The sequence below is a fragment of the Micromonospora musae genome, from assembly GCF_003626635.1.
Lineage (GTDB): Bacteria > Actinomycetota > Actinomycetes > Mycobacteriales > Micromonosporaceae > Micromonospora > Micromonospora musae.
Genome location: NZ_RAZT01000007.1, coordinates 236,935 through 251,885, shown reverse-complemented (window position 1 = coordinate 251,885; position 14,951 = coordinate 236,935). Strand labels below are relative to the sequence as shown.

The 14,951-nt window shown below is 72.3% G+C and carries 15 protein-coding genes; 7 read left to right on the top strand and 8 right to left on the bottom strand.

The annotated features are described in order from the left end of the window. The first annotated feature begins 255 nt into the window (after positions 1-255). From D7044_RS15735 to D7044_RS15720, 4 genes are all read left to right on the top strand, one after another. Positions 256-1,362, top strand: coding sequence for a citrate synthase 2 (locus D7044_RS15735; RefSeq protein WP_120673964.1), 1,107 nt, complete (start codon positions 256-258; stop codon positions 1,360-1,362). Positions 1,363-1,709: 347 nt separating this feature from the next. Next, positions 1,710-2,837 carry a phosphoserine transaminase gene (gene serC, locus D7044_RS15730; RefSeq protein WP_120689382.1) on the top strand — a complete coding sequence of 376 codons (1,128 nt, stop codon included), beginning with the start codon at positions 1,710-1,712 and terminating at the stop codon, positions 2,835-2,837. 184 nt (positions 2,838-3,021) lie between these two features. Next, positions 3,022-4,098 (top strand): septation protein SepH, encoded by a 1,077-nt coding sequence (sepH, locus tag D7044_RS15725; protein WP_120673618.1) that lies wholly within the window; start codon positions 3,022-3,024, stop codon positions 4,096-4,098. 131 nt (positions 4,099-4,229) lie between these two features. Next, the gene (locus D7044_RS15720; RefSeq protein WP_147434674.1) at positions 4,230-5,228 is read left to right on the top strand and encodes an alpha/beta fold hydrolase; all 999 of its coding nucleotides are present in this window, start codon (positions 4,230-4,232) and stop codon (positions 5,226-5,228) included. A 25-nt stretch (positions 5,229-5,253) separates the two neighbouring features. Here the strand turns inward: D7044_RS15720 and thpR are convergent, their stop codons facing one another. From thpR to D7044_RS15695, 5 genes are all read right to left on the bottom strand, one after another. Further along, positions 5,254-5,832, bottom strand: coding sequence for an RNA 2',3'-cyclic phosphodiesterase (thpR, locus tag D7044_RS15715; protein ID WP_120689458.1), 579 nt, complete (start codon positions 5,830-5,832; stop codon positions 5,254-5,256). A 13-nt stretch (positions 5,833-5,845) separates the two neighbouring features. Continuing rightward, complete coding sequence (locus D7044_RS15710) at positions 5,846-6,358, bottom strand: hypothetical protein (RefSeq protein ID WP_120673620.1); 513 nt, start codon at positions 6,356-6,358, stop codon at positions 5,846-5,848. A 137-nt stretch (positions 6,359-6,495) separates the two neighbouring features. Further along, positions 6,496-7,779: an MFS transporter gene (locus D7044_RS15705; protein WP_120673621.1), complete on the bottom strand. Its 1,284-nt coding sequence runs from the start codon at positions 7,777-7,779 to the stop codon at positions 6,496-6,498. Between the two features lie 75 nt (positions 7,780-7,854). Beyond that, positions 7,855-8,304 (bottom strand): MarR family winged helix-turn-helix transcriptional regulator, encoded by a 450-nt coding sequence (locus tag D7044_RS15700; RefSeq protein ID WP_187398797.1) that lies wholly within the window; start codon positions 8,302-8,304, stop codon positions 7,855-7,857. Between the two features lie 119 nt (positions 8,305-8,423). Beyond that, positions 8,424-9,902, bottom strand: coding sequence for an NCS2 family permease (locus D7044_RS15695; RefSeq protein WP_120689457.1), 1,479 nt, complete (start codon positions 9,900-9,902; stop codon positions 8,424-8,426). A gap of 88 nt (positions 9,903-9,990) precedes the next feature. Between D7044_RS15695 and D7044_RS15690 the strand changes: the two genes are divergently transcribed. Then, a complete protein-coding gene (locus D7044_RS15690; RefSeq protein WP_120689380.1) occupies positions 9,991-10,242 on the top strand; it encodes a DUF2530 domain-containing protein in 252 nt (83 codons plus the stop codon). A gap of 28 nt (positions 10,243-10,270) precedes the next feature. Here D7044_RS15690 and D7044_RS15685 read toward each other — a convergent pair whose 3' ends face one another. Beyond that, the gene (locus D7044_RS15685; protein WP_120689379.1) at positions 10,271-11,110 is read right to left on the bottom strand and encodes a DUF3027 domain-containing protein; all 840 of its coding nucleotides are present in this window, start codon (positions 11,108-11,110) and stop codon (positions 10,271-10,273) included. A gap of 86 nt (positions 11,111-11,196) precedes the next feature. Between D7044_RS15685 and D7044_RS15680 the strand changes: the two genes are divergently transcribed. Beyond that, on the top strand, positions 11,197-12,828 hold the full coding sequence (locus tag D7044_RS15680; RefSeq protein ID WP_120689378.1) for an MFS transporter: 1,632 nt from the start codon (positions 11,197-11,199) through the stop codon (positions 12,826-12,828). Next, entirely contained in the window at positions 12,825-13,475 is a 651-nt protein-coding gene (locus D7044_RS15675; RefSeq protein WP_120689377.1) for a futalosine hydrolase, read from the top strand. Before D7044_RS15680 ends, D7044_RS15675 begins: the two co-directional genes overlap by 4 nt. Before the next feature lie 25 nt (positions 13,476-13,500). Here the strand turns inward: D7044_RS15675 and D7044_RS15670 are convergent, their stop codons facing one another. After that, positions 13,501-14,361 carry a GNAT family N-acetyltransferase gene (locus D7044_RS15670; protein ID WP_233564999.1) on the bottom strand — a complete coding sequence of 287 codons (861 nt, stop codon included), beginning with the start codon at positions 14,359-14,361 and terminating at the stop codon, positions 13,501-13,503. 166 nt (positions 14,362-14,527) lie between these two features. After that, entirely contained in the window at positions 14,528-14,743 is a 216-nt protein-coding gene (locus tag D7044_RS15665) for a hypothetical protein (RefSeq protein ID WP_147434673.1), read from the bottom strand. Positions 14,744-14,951: the final 208 nt, after the last annotated feature.

Genomic DNA, 14,951 nt, shown 5'->3' with positions numbered 1-14,951 from the left:
GTCACGTTTCTACTCCCTTTCACCGGGTCGGCGCACGCCGGTCAAGGCTGGCCAGCCCGTACCGCCCCAGTCTTGCCCAGCCGCGAACGGGATGCGCGTCCGGGGATGTCGCGTGCGGCACAGTCGCAGCGGGTCGCGGACTCGGTTACTCACCAGGCAAGATGTTTCGAACGAAACCCCAAGGGTCGCCCAAGGTGCTCGACCGACCGGGCCGTGCGCAGCCGTGAGGGTGGCGACCAGAGCCAGGAGAGCGACATGGCCGATTTCAAGCCGGGACTGGAGGGCGTCGTCGCCTTCGAGACCGAGATCGCCGAACCCGACCGCGAGGGTGGCGCGCTGCGCTACCGCGGGGTGGACATCGAGGATCTGATCGGCCAGGTCTCCTTCGGCAACGTGTGGGCGCTGCTGGTCGACGGCCGGTTCGGGCCGGGCCTGCCGCCCGCCGAACCGTTCCCGGTGCCGGTGCACTCCGGCGACATCCGGGTCGACGTGCAGTCGGCGGTCGCGATGCTCGCCCCGTACTGGGGCCTCGACCAGCTGCTCGACATCACCGACGAGCAGGCGCGTGAGGATCTGGCCCGGGTCTCGGTGACCGCGCTCTCCTTCGTCGCCCAGTCCGCCCGTGGTCTCGGCCTGCCGGCCGTGCCGCAGAAGGAGATCGACAAGGCGTCCACGATCGTCGAGCGGTTCATGAAGCGCTGGCGCGGCGAGCCGGACCCGCGGCACGTCAAGGCCGTCGACGCGTACTTCATCTCGGCCGCCGAACACGGCCTGAACGCCTCGACCTTCACCGCCCGGATCGTCGCCTCGACCGGCGCGGACGCGGCCGCCTGCATCTCCTCCGGCATCGGTGCCCTCTCCGGCCCGCTGCACGGTGGCGCCCCGTCCCGGGTGCTCAACATGCTGGAGGCGGTCGAGCGCGGCGGCGACGCCGAGGGGTACGTCAAGGGTGTGCTGGATCGCGGCGAGCGGCTGATGGGCTTCGGGCACCGGGTCTACCGGGCCGAGGACCCGCGTGCCCGGGTGCTCCGTCGGACGGCCAAGGAGCTCGGCGCGCCGCGCTTCGAGGTGGCCGAGGCGCTGGAGAAGGCCGCTCTGGAGGAGCTGCACAACCGCAAGCCCGACCGGGTGCTCGCCACCAACGTCGAGTTCTGGTCCGCCGTCGTGCTCGACTTCGCCGAGGTGCCGGCCCACATGTTCACCTCGATGTTCACCTGCGCCCGGATGGGTGGCTGGAGCGCCCACATCCTGGAGCAGAAGCGGCTCCAGCGGCTGGTCCGCCCGTCCGCCCGTTATATCGGCCCCGCCCCGCGCAAGCCGCAGGAGGTCGAGGGCTGGGACGCCATTCCGCACGGCGTCTGAGGTCTGATCCGAGGGGCTCCTCGTGCCGCCTGGTGCGGCACGAGGGGCCCCTTTCTGCGACGCATCCCGCCCTGGCGCCCGCGTTCCCGCCGGCCCGCCAGCGGCCCCGTCGTCGGCGACGATCCCGCCGCACCACCCCTGCCAGCCGCCCCGGGGGCTGTGGCGTACGCCTCAATGCCGGAGGCGGGACCAGAACTCGGGCCCGCCGGCCGGGATGGGAGGATGTGATTTCGGCAGTGCCGCCGGACCGGGCTCGGATCCCGGCCACCGTGCGCCTCCGCGCCCGCCGCCGCTCCGCGCCCGCCAGCTGACCGGGCCCCGGCCCACGCGGAAGGATCTTGAGAACCGTGGCTGACGCACCGACCATCCGGATTCCCGACGAGATCAAGCCTGCCGACGGGCGGTTCGGCTGCGGACCGTCCAAGGTCCGCCCAGCGGCGGTCTCCGCCCTCACCGAGGTCGCCACCAGCTACCTCGGCACCTCCCACCGGCAGAAGACGGTCCGCGACCAGGTGGCCCGCCTGCGCAGTGGCATCGCCCAGTTCTTCTCGCTGCCCGAGGGCTACGAGGTGATCATCGGGAACGGCGGCACGACGGCCTTCTGGGAGGTCGCCACCTTCGGCCTGATCCGCGACCGGGCCCAGTTCGCCAGCTTCGGCGAGTTCGGCGCCAAGTTCGCCAAGTCGGTCAAGGACGCGCCCTTCCTCGGCGAACCGACCGTCCGCAAGTCGGAGGCGGGCACCGCACCGAGCCTGGTCGCCGAGGCGGGCGTCGACGTCTACGCGACCCCGCAGAACGAGACCTCGACCGGTGTGGCCGTGCCGATCTCCCGGGTCCCCGGGGCGGACGCGGGTTCGCTGCTGCTGGTCGACGCCACCTCCGGCGCGGGCGGTCTCGACGTGGACATCGCGGAGACCGACGTCTACTACTTCGCACCGCAGAAGTGCTTCGGCTCCGACGGCGGACTCTGGCTCGCCCTCATGTCCCCCGCCGCGCTGGAGCGGGCCGCCGAGATCAAGGCCTCCAGCCGCTACATCCCGGCCTTCCTCGACCTGGTCACCGCCATCGACAACTCGCGGCTCGAGCAGACCTACAACACCCCCGCGCTGGCCACCATCTTCCTGGCCGCGGAGCAGACCGACTGGATGAACGAGCAGGGTGGCCTGGCCTGGGCGGCCAAGCGCACGGCCGAGAGCGCCTCCATCGTGTACGGCTGGGCCGAGCGCTCGGAGGTCGCCACGCCCTTCGTCACCGACCCGGCGCTGCGCTCCAACGTGGTCGCCACCGTCGACTTCGCCGACGGGGTGGACGCGGGCGCGATCGCCAAGGCCCTGCGGGCCAACGGCATCGTGGACACCGAGCCGTACCGCAAGCTGGGCCGCAACCAGCTGCGGGTCGCGCTCTTCCCGGCCGTCGAGCCGGCCGACGTCGAAGCGCTCACCGCGTCGATCGACTACGTGATCGAGCGTCTCTGATCCAGATGACAGTGGGTGGTCGACGCGCCGAGCGCCGGCCACCCACCGTGATCATCGCTGCAGCTCACCCACAACATGCGGGTGTCGCATCCCCCACCTCAGGGCAGATGAGCGTACGGTGGTGCGAGACGCCCGGGTGGCTGACTCGTGGCGTGGGCCAACGAAGCGGGACGGAGGCAACGTAATGCGCCCAGTACGCTTCGTCGCCCTTTCCGAGGACGGCCAGGCTCTGGTGCTCGCCGACGAGGTCGGGCGACTGCTCGCGCTGCCCATCGACGAGCGGGTGAGTTCGGCGATGCACGCCGAACCGGGCGCCCCGCCGCTCGCCGTGGCGGCCACGACCGCCGATCCCGTCCCGTCCCTGTCCCCACGCGACATTCAGGCCCGCATCCGCTCCGGCGAGTCCGCCGAGGACGTCGCCCGGATCGCCGGAGTGCCGGTCGACCGGGTGCTGCGCTACGCCGGCCCGGTGCTGCAGGAGCGGGCGATGCTCGCCCAGCACGCTCGGCGCACCCGGCTCAAGGGCGCCGACAAGCCGACGCCGCTCGCCGAAGTGGTCAACGGCCGGCTGGCCCAGCACGGCATCGACACCGAGAAGATCTCCTGGGACGCTTACCGGCGCGACGACGGCACCTGGCGGATCATCGCCACCTGGCCGTCCGGCAAGGCCACCGCGCAGGCGATCTGGGTTCTCGAGAAGACCCGGCAGTCGGTCGCCCCGCACGACGACATGGCGCAGTATCTCTGCGCCGAGCGGCCCACGCCGATCCTCGGTCAGGAGCCGCCGGAGCGGGGCGGGCACGCCCTGCCCGGGCCGGCCCGGAGCGAGCCGAGTCGGGGCGGGCACGGCCTGCCGGCTCCCGCCGAGCACCCTCGCCCCGGTCGGGACCCGATCCGGGCCGGTCGGGACGCGCTGCTCGCCTCCCTCGACCGTCCGCTGGGCGGGTCGTCCGGCCGAGGCCTGGAGCCGCGTACCCCCGCGGCCCTCGCGGGGTCCGACGCACCCCGGCAGCGGGCCGTCGCGGGCGGTGCCGCGTCGCTGCTCGGCGGCGGGCCCGGTTCCGCCTTCGACGACGACTCGGACGCGCCCAAGGAGGTGCCGGCCGTGCCGTCGCTGGCGGTGCTGCGGCCCCGCCGGACCGGAGCGGCGGCCGCCGCGGGCGGTGAGTCCACCGACAGCTCGGGCAAGCCGCGCAAGCGCCTGCCGAGCTGGGACGACGTGCTCTTCGGCAGCGGCCCGGCGGCCCGCGAGTCCTCCTAGCGCGCCCTCGGAAGGCGGGCGGATTCGCCCGCCTTCCGACCCGAAGGAGAGTCAGCCCACAGTAGATCGCCCGAACCGCGGGCGGAGCAGACGCGTGTCCACGTAGTCCCCTCACGTGGAAGGCACGCAGCTTGAGCCTCGAAGTGGCACAGCAGAACAGTCCGGCCCGGCGAACGGCCCTCGGCCGGATCGGCATCACCCTCAGCGCGCTGCTCGCGCTCGTTCTCCTGGCGGTGGCCGTCCTCTACGCCTGGCCCCTGGGTGGGAGCGACCTCCAGCGCGCCACCCCCAAGACCTTCACCTTCGACGCCGCCGTCGGCCAGGCCCAACAGGTCGTCGCCGCCGAGACCGCAGACCCGGCGGTACGCCCCGAGTGCCGCAGCGTGGTGATGTCACACGGTGCCAAGACGACCAAGGCCGTCCTGCTGCTGCACGGATACACCGACTGCCCGAAGCAGTACGCGAGCCTCGCGAAGCGCTACTTCGACGAGGGCTACAACGTCTGGGTGCCTCGGGCGCCCCGCCACGGGGTCACCGACGAGCTGGCGCACGCGAAGCTCGAAGCCGGCGAGCTGGTGAGCTACGCCGACGACGCGCTGAATCTGGCCACCGGGCTCGGCGACGAGGTCGGCGTGGTGGGCATCTCCGGAGGCGGGGTGCTCGCCACCTGGCTGGCGGACCGCCGACCCGACGCGGTACGCCACCTCCTGCTGCTCTCGCCCTTCTACAAGCCGAACAGCGCCCAGGCGCCGGGCTTCGTGGTGAAGCCGACGATCGTGCTCTTCGGCTTCCACCTCCTCCCGGACAAGGTCAACTCGGCCGGTTTCTCGTTCGCCGCGCTCTCCCAGTACCTGCGCATCGCGCGCAACCTCGACCTGGACCACCGGAACCCGCAGCTGGCGAGCGTGGCCGTCGTGACGTCGGCGAACGACGACTTCATCGATCGCCAGGAGGCGGTGGCCGTCCCCCGGCGTCTCGCCACGTCCAGCAACCGCACACTCGTCGTGCACGAGTTGCCCGCGGAGCTGGGTATCGGGCACGACGTCGTCGAGCCCGACGGGCTGGGCGGCCGGGCCGACGAGCTCGACGGGATCTACTTCGACCTCTACGAGGGCACGCGCAAGGGCTGAGATCGACACATCCGGGAACACCCGGTCACAGCGGCCAGGCGGCGACCCGGTCGTACCGTGGCCGGGGCCCGGGGTGGCTGCGCGTCAGCACCAGCTCGTGCGCCGGCCACTCCGGCCCCTGGTAGCCGTCGAGGGCGATCCGGTCCGCCTCGACGTCCGACTCGTCCACCCGGTCACCGGGCCGGGCGATGGTGAGGTGCGGACGGAAGGGTTTCTCGTCGTGGGGCAGGCGGGCGCTGCGCAGTCGGGAGCGGATCAGCCGGGCCAGGGTGGCGAGGGCCTCGACCTCACCCCGTACGTCCACCCAGAGGATCGTGAACCGGTTCGCGCCGAACCGGCCACCTCCGCCCAGCCGCAGCCGGGGCGCGGTGTCCCGGGACTCGCGGAACCACTGGGCGGCGAGCCCGAGGGCGCTCTCCACCTCGACCAGCCGGGCCTCCTCGACCTCACCGAGGAAGGCGAGCGTGAGGTGGGCGTGCGCCGGGTCGGCCAGCCGTACGTTGGTGCCGGCGGCGGCCGCTGCCGCGACCCGGAGTCGGGAGACCTGCGTGGTCAGGTCGGCGACCACGTCCGCCGGCGGGTTGACCGCGACGAAGAGCCTCAACCGGCGTACGTCCTCACCGGTGCTGCTGGCGGCGACCCACACCCCTCGCGGCGGGCAGGGTCAGCCCGGCGGCGTGCAGCACCCCCTCCACCCGGACCCGCTCGATCTCCTGGTCGACGCCGTCGAGCTCGCTCAGGTGTTCGGTGATGCCGAGGGCGCGGCAGGCCAGGCGCAGCCGGTCGTCGTACGCCTGGAGCACCGAGTCGTGCCAGACCATCGGCCGGCCGTGACCACCGAGCCGCTGGCCGCCCAGCCGGCGCAGGTCGTTGGCGAGCTGCTCCAGCGGGCGCCGGTCCTCCCGGTCGAACTCGGACAGGTCGATGTTCCGGGTCAACGCGTCGGCCTCGACGGCCCGATCGAGCCGGGCGATGACGCGCCGTTCCCGTCGGCGCTCACGCCACTCCGCCCAGCCGCAGGCCACCCGGTCGATGATCTCGTCGGCGCAGAAGAGCAGGGCGATCACCGCCGGCAGGCTCGCCACGGCGACGAACGCCAGGGCGAGCAGCAGTGCACGTCCGACCTCCACGCATCGACGCTAAGCTCCGCGATGCCGCTCCGCCACCGGAATGGCGGCATCCGCGCCATCCGCGCATCGGGATGCTTCGCCCGGCCGCGGAGAAAGGAGCCCCTGCGCCGGATCCGGCAACAGGGGCCCCTCGCGGCTCAGCTCTCCGTCTGCGTCACGTAGAAGCGGGGCAGCGGCAGCACCCGGAACCGGAGCCGGGCCCCGGAGCGGCGCAGCTGCCAGGCCAGCGCCAGCAGGGCGGTGACCAGCGAGATCAGTGCGCCGATCCAGATGGCGGCCCCGGCGCCGAAGGTCTCCGCGACCCAACCGATCAACGGCGCGCCGACCGGGTTGGTGCCGAGGAAGACCAGCACCCAGAGGGCCATGACCCGGCCCCGGAAGGCGGCGTCCACTCCGAGCTGCACCCGCTGGTTGGCGGCCTGGGCGAAGAAGACCATGAAGAAGCCGGTCGGCACCAGCAGTACGGTCACCAGCCAGTACGCCTGGGCGAGGCCGACCAGCGTGCCGAAGCTCGCGCAGGCGATGGCGGCGCCGAGCACCAGCCAGACGGACGGCCGGCTGCGCCGCCCGGTGCCGGCGAGCGCCCCACCGAGCGCGCCGACCGCCAGCGCGGTGGTGAAGAGGCCGAACGAGGCGGCCCCGGTGTGGAACACGGTCTTGGCGAGCGCCGCCAGGGTGAGCTGGAAGTTGAACAACGACATGCCGATCACCGACATGACGACCATCGGGAGCAGCAGGTCGGAGCGGTGCCAGACGTACCGCAAGCCGTCGATCACGCGGGCCTCGGCGCGTTCGTCGCGCGGCGGCAGGGCGTCCCGGTAGAGCTCGGACGTACGCATCCGCACCACGTTCACCAGCGGCGCGATCGAGCTGACCGCGGTGATGAGGAAGACCGGCCCGACGTCGAAGAGGGCGATGGCCACGCCGGCGATGGCCGGGCCGATGATCCGCGCGGAGTTGAAGACGGCGGCGTTGAGCGAGAGGGCGTTCGGCAGCAGCGAGACGCCGACCAGCTCGGAGACGAAGGACTGCCGGACGGGGGTCTCGACCGCGTTGGCGACGCCGAGCAGGAGGGCGAAGGCGAAGACGTGCCAGAGCTGGGCCAGGCCGGTGAGGACCAGCACGCTCATGCCGAGCGCCAGCACCGTCCAGAAGGTGTTGGCGACGAAGAGCAGGATGCGCTTGTCGTACCGGTCGGCGAGGCGGCCGGAGAGGAGGGTGAGCAGGAGCACCGGAGTGAACTGGAGGGCCGTGACCACGCCGAGCGCGGTCGCGGAGTTCCCGGAGAGGTCGAGGACGAGCCAGTCCTGGGCGATGTACATCATCCAGACGCCGAGCAGTTTGATCAGCTGTCCGGTGGCGAAGAGCCGGTAGTTGCGAACCGTTAGGGACTGGAACATGGTGCTCAGCCGGGCCTGCACTCTTGGTTGCGCCTCCTCAGGTCGTACGCGTCATCCACAGCGGACGGCGCGGACCCGGCGGTACGGGCGCGTGAGTCAGGCGCGTGCGATCTGCTGCAGAAGCTCGGCGGCTCTCCGCAGCGTCTCCCGATCGGCCTCGCTGAGTTCGGCCAGCTGGTTGGCCAGCCACTCGTTGCGAGCGCGCTCGAACTGCTCGAGCACCGCCCGCCCTCCCTCGGTCGACGAGAGGATCACCTGGCGTCCGTCGGTCGGATGGGGGGTGCGCTGCACGAGGCCGCGCTCCTCCAACTTCGCGACGATCCGGGTCATCGTCGGCGGTTGTACCCGCTCGACGTCGGCCAGTTCCCGAGGTGTCAGCGCGCCCGCCAAGCCGAGGCTGGTGAGTGCGCTGAGCTGGGTGATCGTCAGGTCTCCGACCGGCCGGGCCTGTCGGACCCGCCGGTTGAGTCGAGTGATCGCATCACGCAGCTGAGGGGCCAGCTGCGCCGGTGGCACGCGTTTCGCCGTCACCGTCCGCTCCGTCACGATAGTTAGCTTAACTAATGAGCATGGCTAACGACATCTGATATGACCAGGCTCACGAGGACATCGCCGGTCCCGGGGCCGGCCCTCCGCTGCCGGACGACCGGCCCCGGGACGAGCGTTCACAGCACCAGGGACTCGATCGGCCCGCGCAGGAAGTAGAGGACGAAGAGCGCGGCCACCCCGTACATCAGCGGATGCACCTCCCGCGCCTTGCCCCGGGCCAGCTTCAGCAGTACGTAGGTGATGACACCGGCCCCGATCCCGTTGGAGATCGAGTAGGTGAAGGGCATCAGCACGATGGTGAGGAACGCCGGGATCGCGATCTCGTAGTCGGACCAGTCGATGGTCCGCACCGCGGTCATCATCAGGAAGCCCACCACCACCAGGGCGGTCGAGGCCGCCTCGAACGGCACGACCACCACCAGCGGCGCCAGGAACATCGCCAGCAGGAAGAGCCCGCCGGTGACCAGGTTCGCCACACCGGTCCGGGCGCCCTCCGCCACACCCGCGGCGCTCTCGATGTACGAGGTGTTGCTGGAGGTGCTCGCCGCACCGCCCGCCGCCGCCGCGATCGAGTCGACCAGCAGGATCTCCTTGGCCCGCGGCGGGGTGCCCCGCTCGTCGAGCATCCCGCCCTCCTGGCCGACCGCGACCATCGTGCCCATCGTGTCGAAGAAGTCCGTGATCAGCAGCGTGAAGACGAACATCAGCACGACCAGCCAGCCGGCCCGGCCCCACGAGTCGAGCACGTTGAAGTGACCGAGCAGCGACAGGTCCGGCAGGTCCACGATGGTCTTCGGCAACTCCGGAACGTTGAGCGACCAGCCCTTCGGGTTGGGCTTGCCGTCGACCACCGACGGGCCGACGTTCGCGATCGCCTCGACGATGATCGCCAGCACCGTCGAGCCGAGAATTCCGATCAGGATCGCGCCCCGGACCCGGCGTACCACCAGCACCAGCGTCAGCAGCAGCCCCACCACGAAGACGAGCAGCGGCCAGCTGACCAGCTTGCCGCCGATCCCCAGCCCCACCGGCACGGTGGTGTTGGCCACGTCGGGCACCCGACGTACGAAGCCGGCGTCGACCAGCCCGATGATGGTCAGGAAGAGCCCGATGCCGACGCCGATCGCCGTCTTCAGCTGGGTGGGCACCGCGCGGAACACGGCGCTACGCAGCCCGGTCAGCACCAGCACCGCGATGATCACACCCTCGATCAGCACGAGGCCCATGGCGTCGGCCCAGGTCATCTCCGGGGCGATCTCGAACGCGACCAGCGCGTTGACGCCGAGGCCCGCGGCGAGCGCCAGCGGGAACCGGCCGACCACACCCATCAGGATGGTCATCACGCCGGCGACCAGGGCCGTCGCGGCCGCGATCGCCGGGATCGCGAGTTTCTTGCCGTCACCGTCGGCGGCGCTGCCGAGGATCAGTGGATTGAGCACCACGATGTAGGCCATCGTGAAGAAGGTCGCCAGGCCACCACGGACCTCCCGGCTCAACGTCGAGCCACGGGCGGAGATCTCGAAGTACCGGTCGAATCCGTTGCGCGGCGAATCGGGATCGGGTGGTGTGCCGTTCTTGGGGGGCGGTACTGCCATCACGTCCTCGCAGGTGATCTTCGGGTCGTCGCGCGCATCGTCCCAGATCAGTGGGCTGGCAGGGAAGTTGATCGCGTACGCTTGCGACGTGCCGAACCAGCAGCCGCCGCGGCCCGAGCCACTCGATCCGCCGATGGTGCCGTTCGCCCTCGCCGGGATGGCCGGCTGGGCGGTAGTCGGCCTGGTGCTACTGCTCTTCTTCCGTGGCTGGCTGACCGAGCACGGGCACGAGAACTGGCTCTGGATCAGCCTGGCGGGGTTCCTCTGGGGCCTTCCCGGCCTCGCCGTGATGCTCCGGCACGACGCGAACCGTCGCCGCCGTCGCGCCGCCCCCCGCTGAACCGCGCCCCGCTGACCGGGGCGTTTACTCAGGAGTGGCCGTACGGCTCCGCCGGCTCGGCCCCCTCGACCGACCCGGGCGCGCGGCTGACCGCGACCGCCTCCACCGCGCTGTCGTCGTAGACGGTCGGCATCTCGTCGACGGAGGTCTCGGCCGCCTCGATGAGCGTCTCCGAGTGCGCGCCGCAACCGTGATCGACGCTCACCACCCGGCCGTCGTCCGGCGCGTAGAAGTTGCCGCAGGCGCCGAAGGCCTGCCGGAGCTGGCCGGCGAGCGGCAGGTAGAAGCCGCAGGTGCCGCAGCGGGCAGCCGCCGGGGCGGACGTGGAGATCGGCGCGGAGGGGCCGTGGTCCCCGTCGTACCAACGCTGGGCCGCCTCGGCGCGCCCCTCACGGGAGAAGACCCGGGCCCGGCCCTGGCCGAGCTCCCAGGCCGTCTCCTCGACCGCCGGGTCGTCGGAGAGCAGGTAACCGGGGGCGAGCCGCTCGTCGTCGGGCGGGGTGGGCAGCAGGTCGCCCGGGCCCAGGTCGCCCGGCTTGAGCCGCTCCTGCCAGGGCAGCCAGCCGGGCGCGAGCAGCGCGTCCGTGCCGGGCAGCAGCACCGTCTCGCAGATCGTCACGTTGCGGCTGCGCGGCACCCGGGTGACGGTGACCGCCCAGCGCCAGCCGCAGTAGCCGGCCAGCCGGCACTCGAAGTAGTGCGTGACAAGCCGTTCGCCCTCGGCGACAGCCTGTAGATGCTCACCGACGTCGGAGGCGTCCACCTCGGTGATGCCGGCGCGGGCCACCTCGACGGCGGCGGCGCAGACCTGGTCGAGACGGGCGGCACGGGTGGAGGCGGGCCTGGTCACCCGACCATTGTTCCCCATGCTTACGTCACCGGCGACGGGGACTCCCCGACCGTTCTCCCGAACTGGTGCGGCACACCCGGATCCGATGGGCGAGGATGGTGCACATGCCGCCGTCATCCCGCCCTGAGCGGTCCGTCCTCGGGCGGACCGTCGGCACCGGCATCCGCTTCGCCCGGCTGATGCTGCGCGGTTCGATCGGCAGCGGACGCTGGGTGACCCGGAGCGCAGGTCGGGCCCGGGCACGGGGCGCGGGTGGCGAGACCGGCATGGTCCGCCTCTTCGACCTGCACGCGCTCTCCTGCGCCGGGGACACCCTGATCGCCATCGGCCTGGCGGGCACGATCTTCTTCAACGTCCCGTTGGGCGAGGCGCGCAGCAAGGTGGCGCTCTACCTGCTGATCACCATGGTGCCGTTCGCGATGCTCGCCCCCGTGGTCGGGCCGCTGCTCGACCACTTCCGCCACGGCCGCCGGTACGCGCTGGCCACCACCATGCTCGGCCGCGCCTTCCTGGCCTGGATGATCAGCGACCACATCCACGGTCTCGGGCTCTATCCGGCGGCCTTCGGGGTGCTGGCGCTCTCCCGGGCGTACGGGGTCGCGCGTTCGGCGGCGGTGCCGAGACTGCTGCCGGAGGGGCTGGGCCTGTCCCAGGTCGGGGCGCGGGCCAGCGTCTACGGCACGATCGCCGGTGGCCTGGTCGCGCCGATCGGACTGGCCGCGTTCTGGTTCGGGCCGCAGTGGCCGCTGCGGGTCGCTTCGGTGATCTTCCTGATCGGCATGGTGATCTCGCTACGGCTGCCGCCGAAGGCCGACTCGGAGCCGCCGGAACGGGTGCCCCGTCCGCTGCGGGCGCTGCTGCGCCGCCGCCGGCCCGCGGACCGCCCGCTGGGCCGGGGCAACCCCGCCGGCCGGCTGGTGATCGCCACCCTGATCGGCGCGGCCACGCTGCGCGGGGTCTACGGGTTCCTGCTGCTCTTCCTCGCCTTCGCCATCAAGAAGGGCGACCTGACGACGGTCGCGTTCGGTCGCGACCTCACCGACGAGGCCGCCCTCGGCCTGGTCGGTGGCGCCCTGGTCGTGGGAACCTTCCTGGCCACCGCGATCGGCACCCGGCTGCGCATCCACCGGCCGACCGCCATCCAGTCCAGCAGCATGATCATCGTGGCCGGGGTCTCGGTGCTCGCCGTGGTGAAGTTCTCGCTCCCCATGGTCGCCCTCTTCTGCCTGGTCGCCTCCCTCTTCAGCGGCATCGCCAAGCTCGCCGTCGACGCGTCGATCCAGGAACGGATCCCGGAGCGGCTGCGGGCCAGCTCCTTCGCCCACTCCGAGACGGTGCTGATGATCGCGTTCGTCGCCGGTGGCGGGCTCGGACTGGTCCCCTTCGACGGTCGGATCGGCATCGCGGTCGCCGGCGCCGTGGGCGTGGTCGCCGCGATCCGGGGCGTACTGGTCGCCGGCCGGCTCCGTGGCGAACGCCTGGTCGGTCGCCCGCTCGGCGACGACGAGCTGACCGAGACGGAGGAGCCGGCGGAGCAGCCGACGGCGCGGCCGGCCGCGGAGACCGACGATCCGCGCCCCACCTCACCCGCGCCGGCACCGCAGGAGAGCGCGGGTTACGAGCCCGGTCCCACCGCCCCGCCCGGCTACCACATCTACCGCCCCTCCCCGTCCGTCGCCGGGCCGGGTGGCAGCGACGAGGAGAGCCGCCAGGAACCACGCGGACCGGTGTCGTGAGCGGGCTGCTGGTGGTCACCGCCGTACCCGCCGAGGCGGAGGCGATCCGGGCGGGCCTCATCGACCCGACGGTGACCGTGCTGCCGGCGGGCGTGGGGCCCGCCGTCGCCGCGGCGGCCACGGCCCGGGCGCTGGCGCTGGCCGAGGCGGCCGGGCAGCCGTACCGCGCGGTCGTCAGCGCCGGAGTCGGCGGCGGCTTCGTCGGTCGGGTCCCGGTTGGCGGCACCGTGCTGGGCACCGCGAGCATCGCCGCCGATCTCGGCGCCGAGACCCCGGAGGGTTTCCTCCCGATCGACGAGCTGGGCATGCCCCCGGCGCTGCTGGGCGGCGGAAGCACCGTCCCCGCGGACCGGGAGCTGCTGGCCGCGCTCCGGGCCGCCCTGCCGGACGCCACGGTCGGGCCGGTCCTCACCGTGAACACGGTGACCGGCACCGCGTCGAGCACCGAACTGCTCGCCCGACGCCACCCGGAGGCGGTGGCCGAGGCGATGGAGGGGTACGGCGTGGCGATGGCCGCCGCGCAGGCCGGTCTCCCCTTCGGCGAGCTGCGGACGATCTCCAACCCGGTCGGCCCCCGCGACCGCGCGGCCTGGCGGATGCGCGAGGCGCTCGCCGCCCTGACCGAGGCCGCCCCCGCCCTGAGCTGAGCTGAGCGCGACGGTGGGCGGGACGTCAACGTCGGGGCCGGTCGAGCCGTAGCGCCGCCGGCCGGCTCGCCTCGAACCGGAATCCGCACGCCAGCAGCAGGTCGATGCCCGGGCCGTCGGCGATCGCGTACGCGCTGACGATCTCCCGCTCACGCATTCCGGCGACGAGCGCCTCGACCAGTTGCCGCCCGATGCCCAGACGGCGGTAGTCGTACGCCACCAGGATCCCGTCGAGCACCACCTCCCGCTCGTGCGCGAGCCCCTGCCCGTACCTCAGGTGCGGGTCCCGCTCGTGGGCCCGCAGCTCGCCGACGAGTTCGCCGTCCGGCAGCTCGGCGACGAACCGCCAGCCGGTGTGCGGCACGTCCGCGCCGGTCACCCGGCGTAACCGCACAGTCCGCCGCACCGCCTCGCGCCGCCGCCGGTTGTCGCGGTAGCGCCGGTTCCGCTCGTAGGTCGCCGGCGGGAGGGGCAAGGGGTACCGCTCCGGTGGCAGCTTGTACCAGTCGGCCCACCAGGCTCCCGGCCAGTCGCGTGGCTCACGGACCTCCCACACGTCCAGATGGGCCGGGTAGCGCCGCCCCGCCTCGTCCCGCATCTCGTCGTGCGGCACTTCCGGCGCCGGCAACACCTCTCCGGCGGGTGCTCCGATCGCGAGGTCGCCACCTGCGGCCCGCACCAGGCGCTCGACCGTGCGGAACCTCGGGTCTCGCGTCCGGCCGGACTCGATGCGCGCCAAGGTCGCCTGCGGTACGCCCGATCGCTCGGCCAGCTCCCGTTGGCTCAGATCCGCCCTACGGCGCAGGGCCCGCAGCGTCCTGCCCAGCTCGACCGCCGTGCCCTGCTCGGCGGCCCTGCGCTCGACCGCGTCCACCGATTCGCCCACGGATCGATGCTCGACACCGGCGGCGCGGTTATCAACACCCGTCGCGGACCTGTGGACAACCTTGTGGATAACCCGGTGGAAACTCATGGAGCGGTGGACAGACGACGGACGCACCGGGGGCCAACCCATGGTCCGCCGACGCTTTAGAGCTGAGCCACCCACGTCATCACGATGCGCGAGCCAGCACGATGCCGGGGTCAGCACGACGCGCGAGCCAGCACCGATACGCGAGCCGGCACGATGCGCGGGTCAGCACGATGCGGGCCACCGGATGCGGGGTCAGCACGATGCGGGCCACCGGATGCGGGGTCAGCACGATGCGGGCCACCGGATGCGGGGTCATCACGGTGCGGGTCACCGGATGCGCGGCGGCATCGACCACCCACCGGCCACCTACGCACCTGCCGCGCTGCGCTCGAATCGCCTACGACATCAGTTCCAAAGGCTGCACGCACCACATACGCTTGCCGACTCCGCCCCGATCCGCTCGGGGGAGAGCCGATCCGCTCGGGGGGAGAACCGTGGTCCAGGTCGCGCACCCGGGACCGAGGTAGCGGCGCGTCACACCACAGGGGCCGGTTCAGACGGTC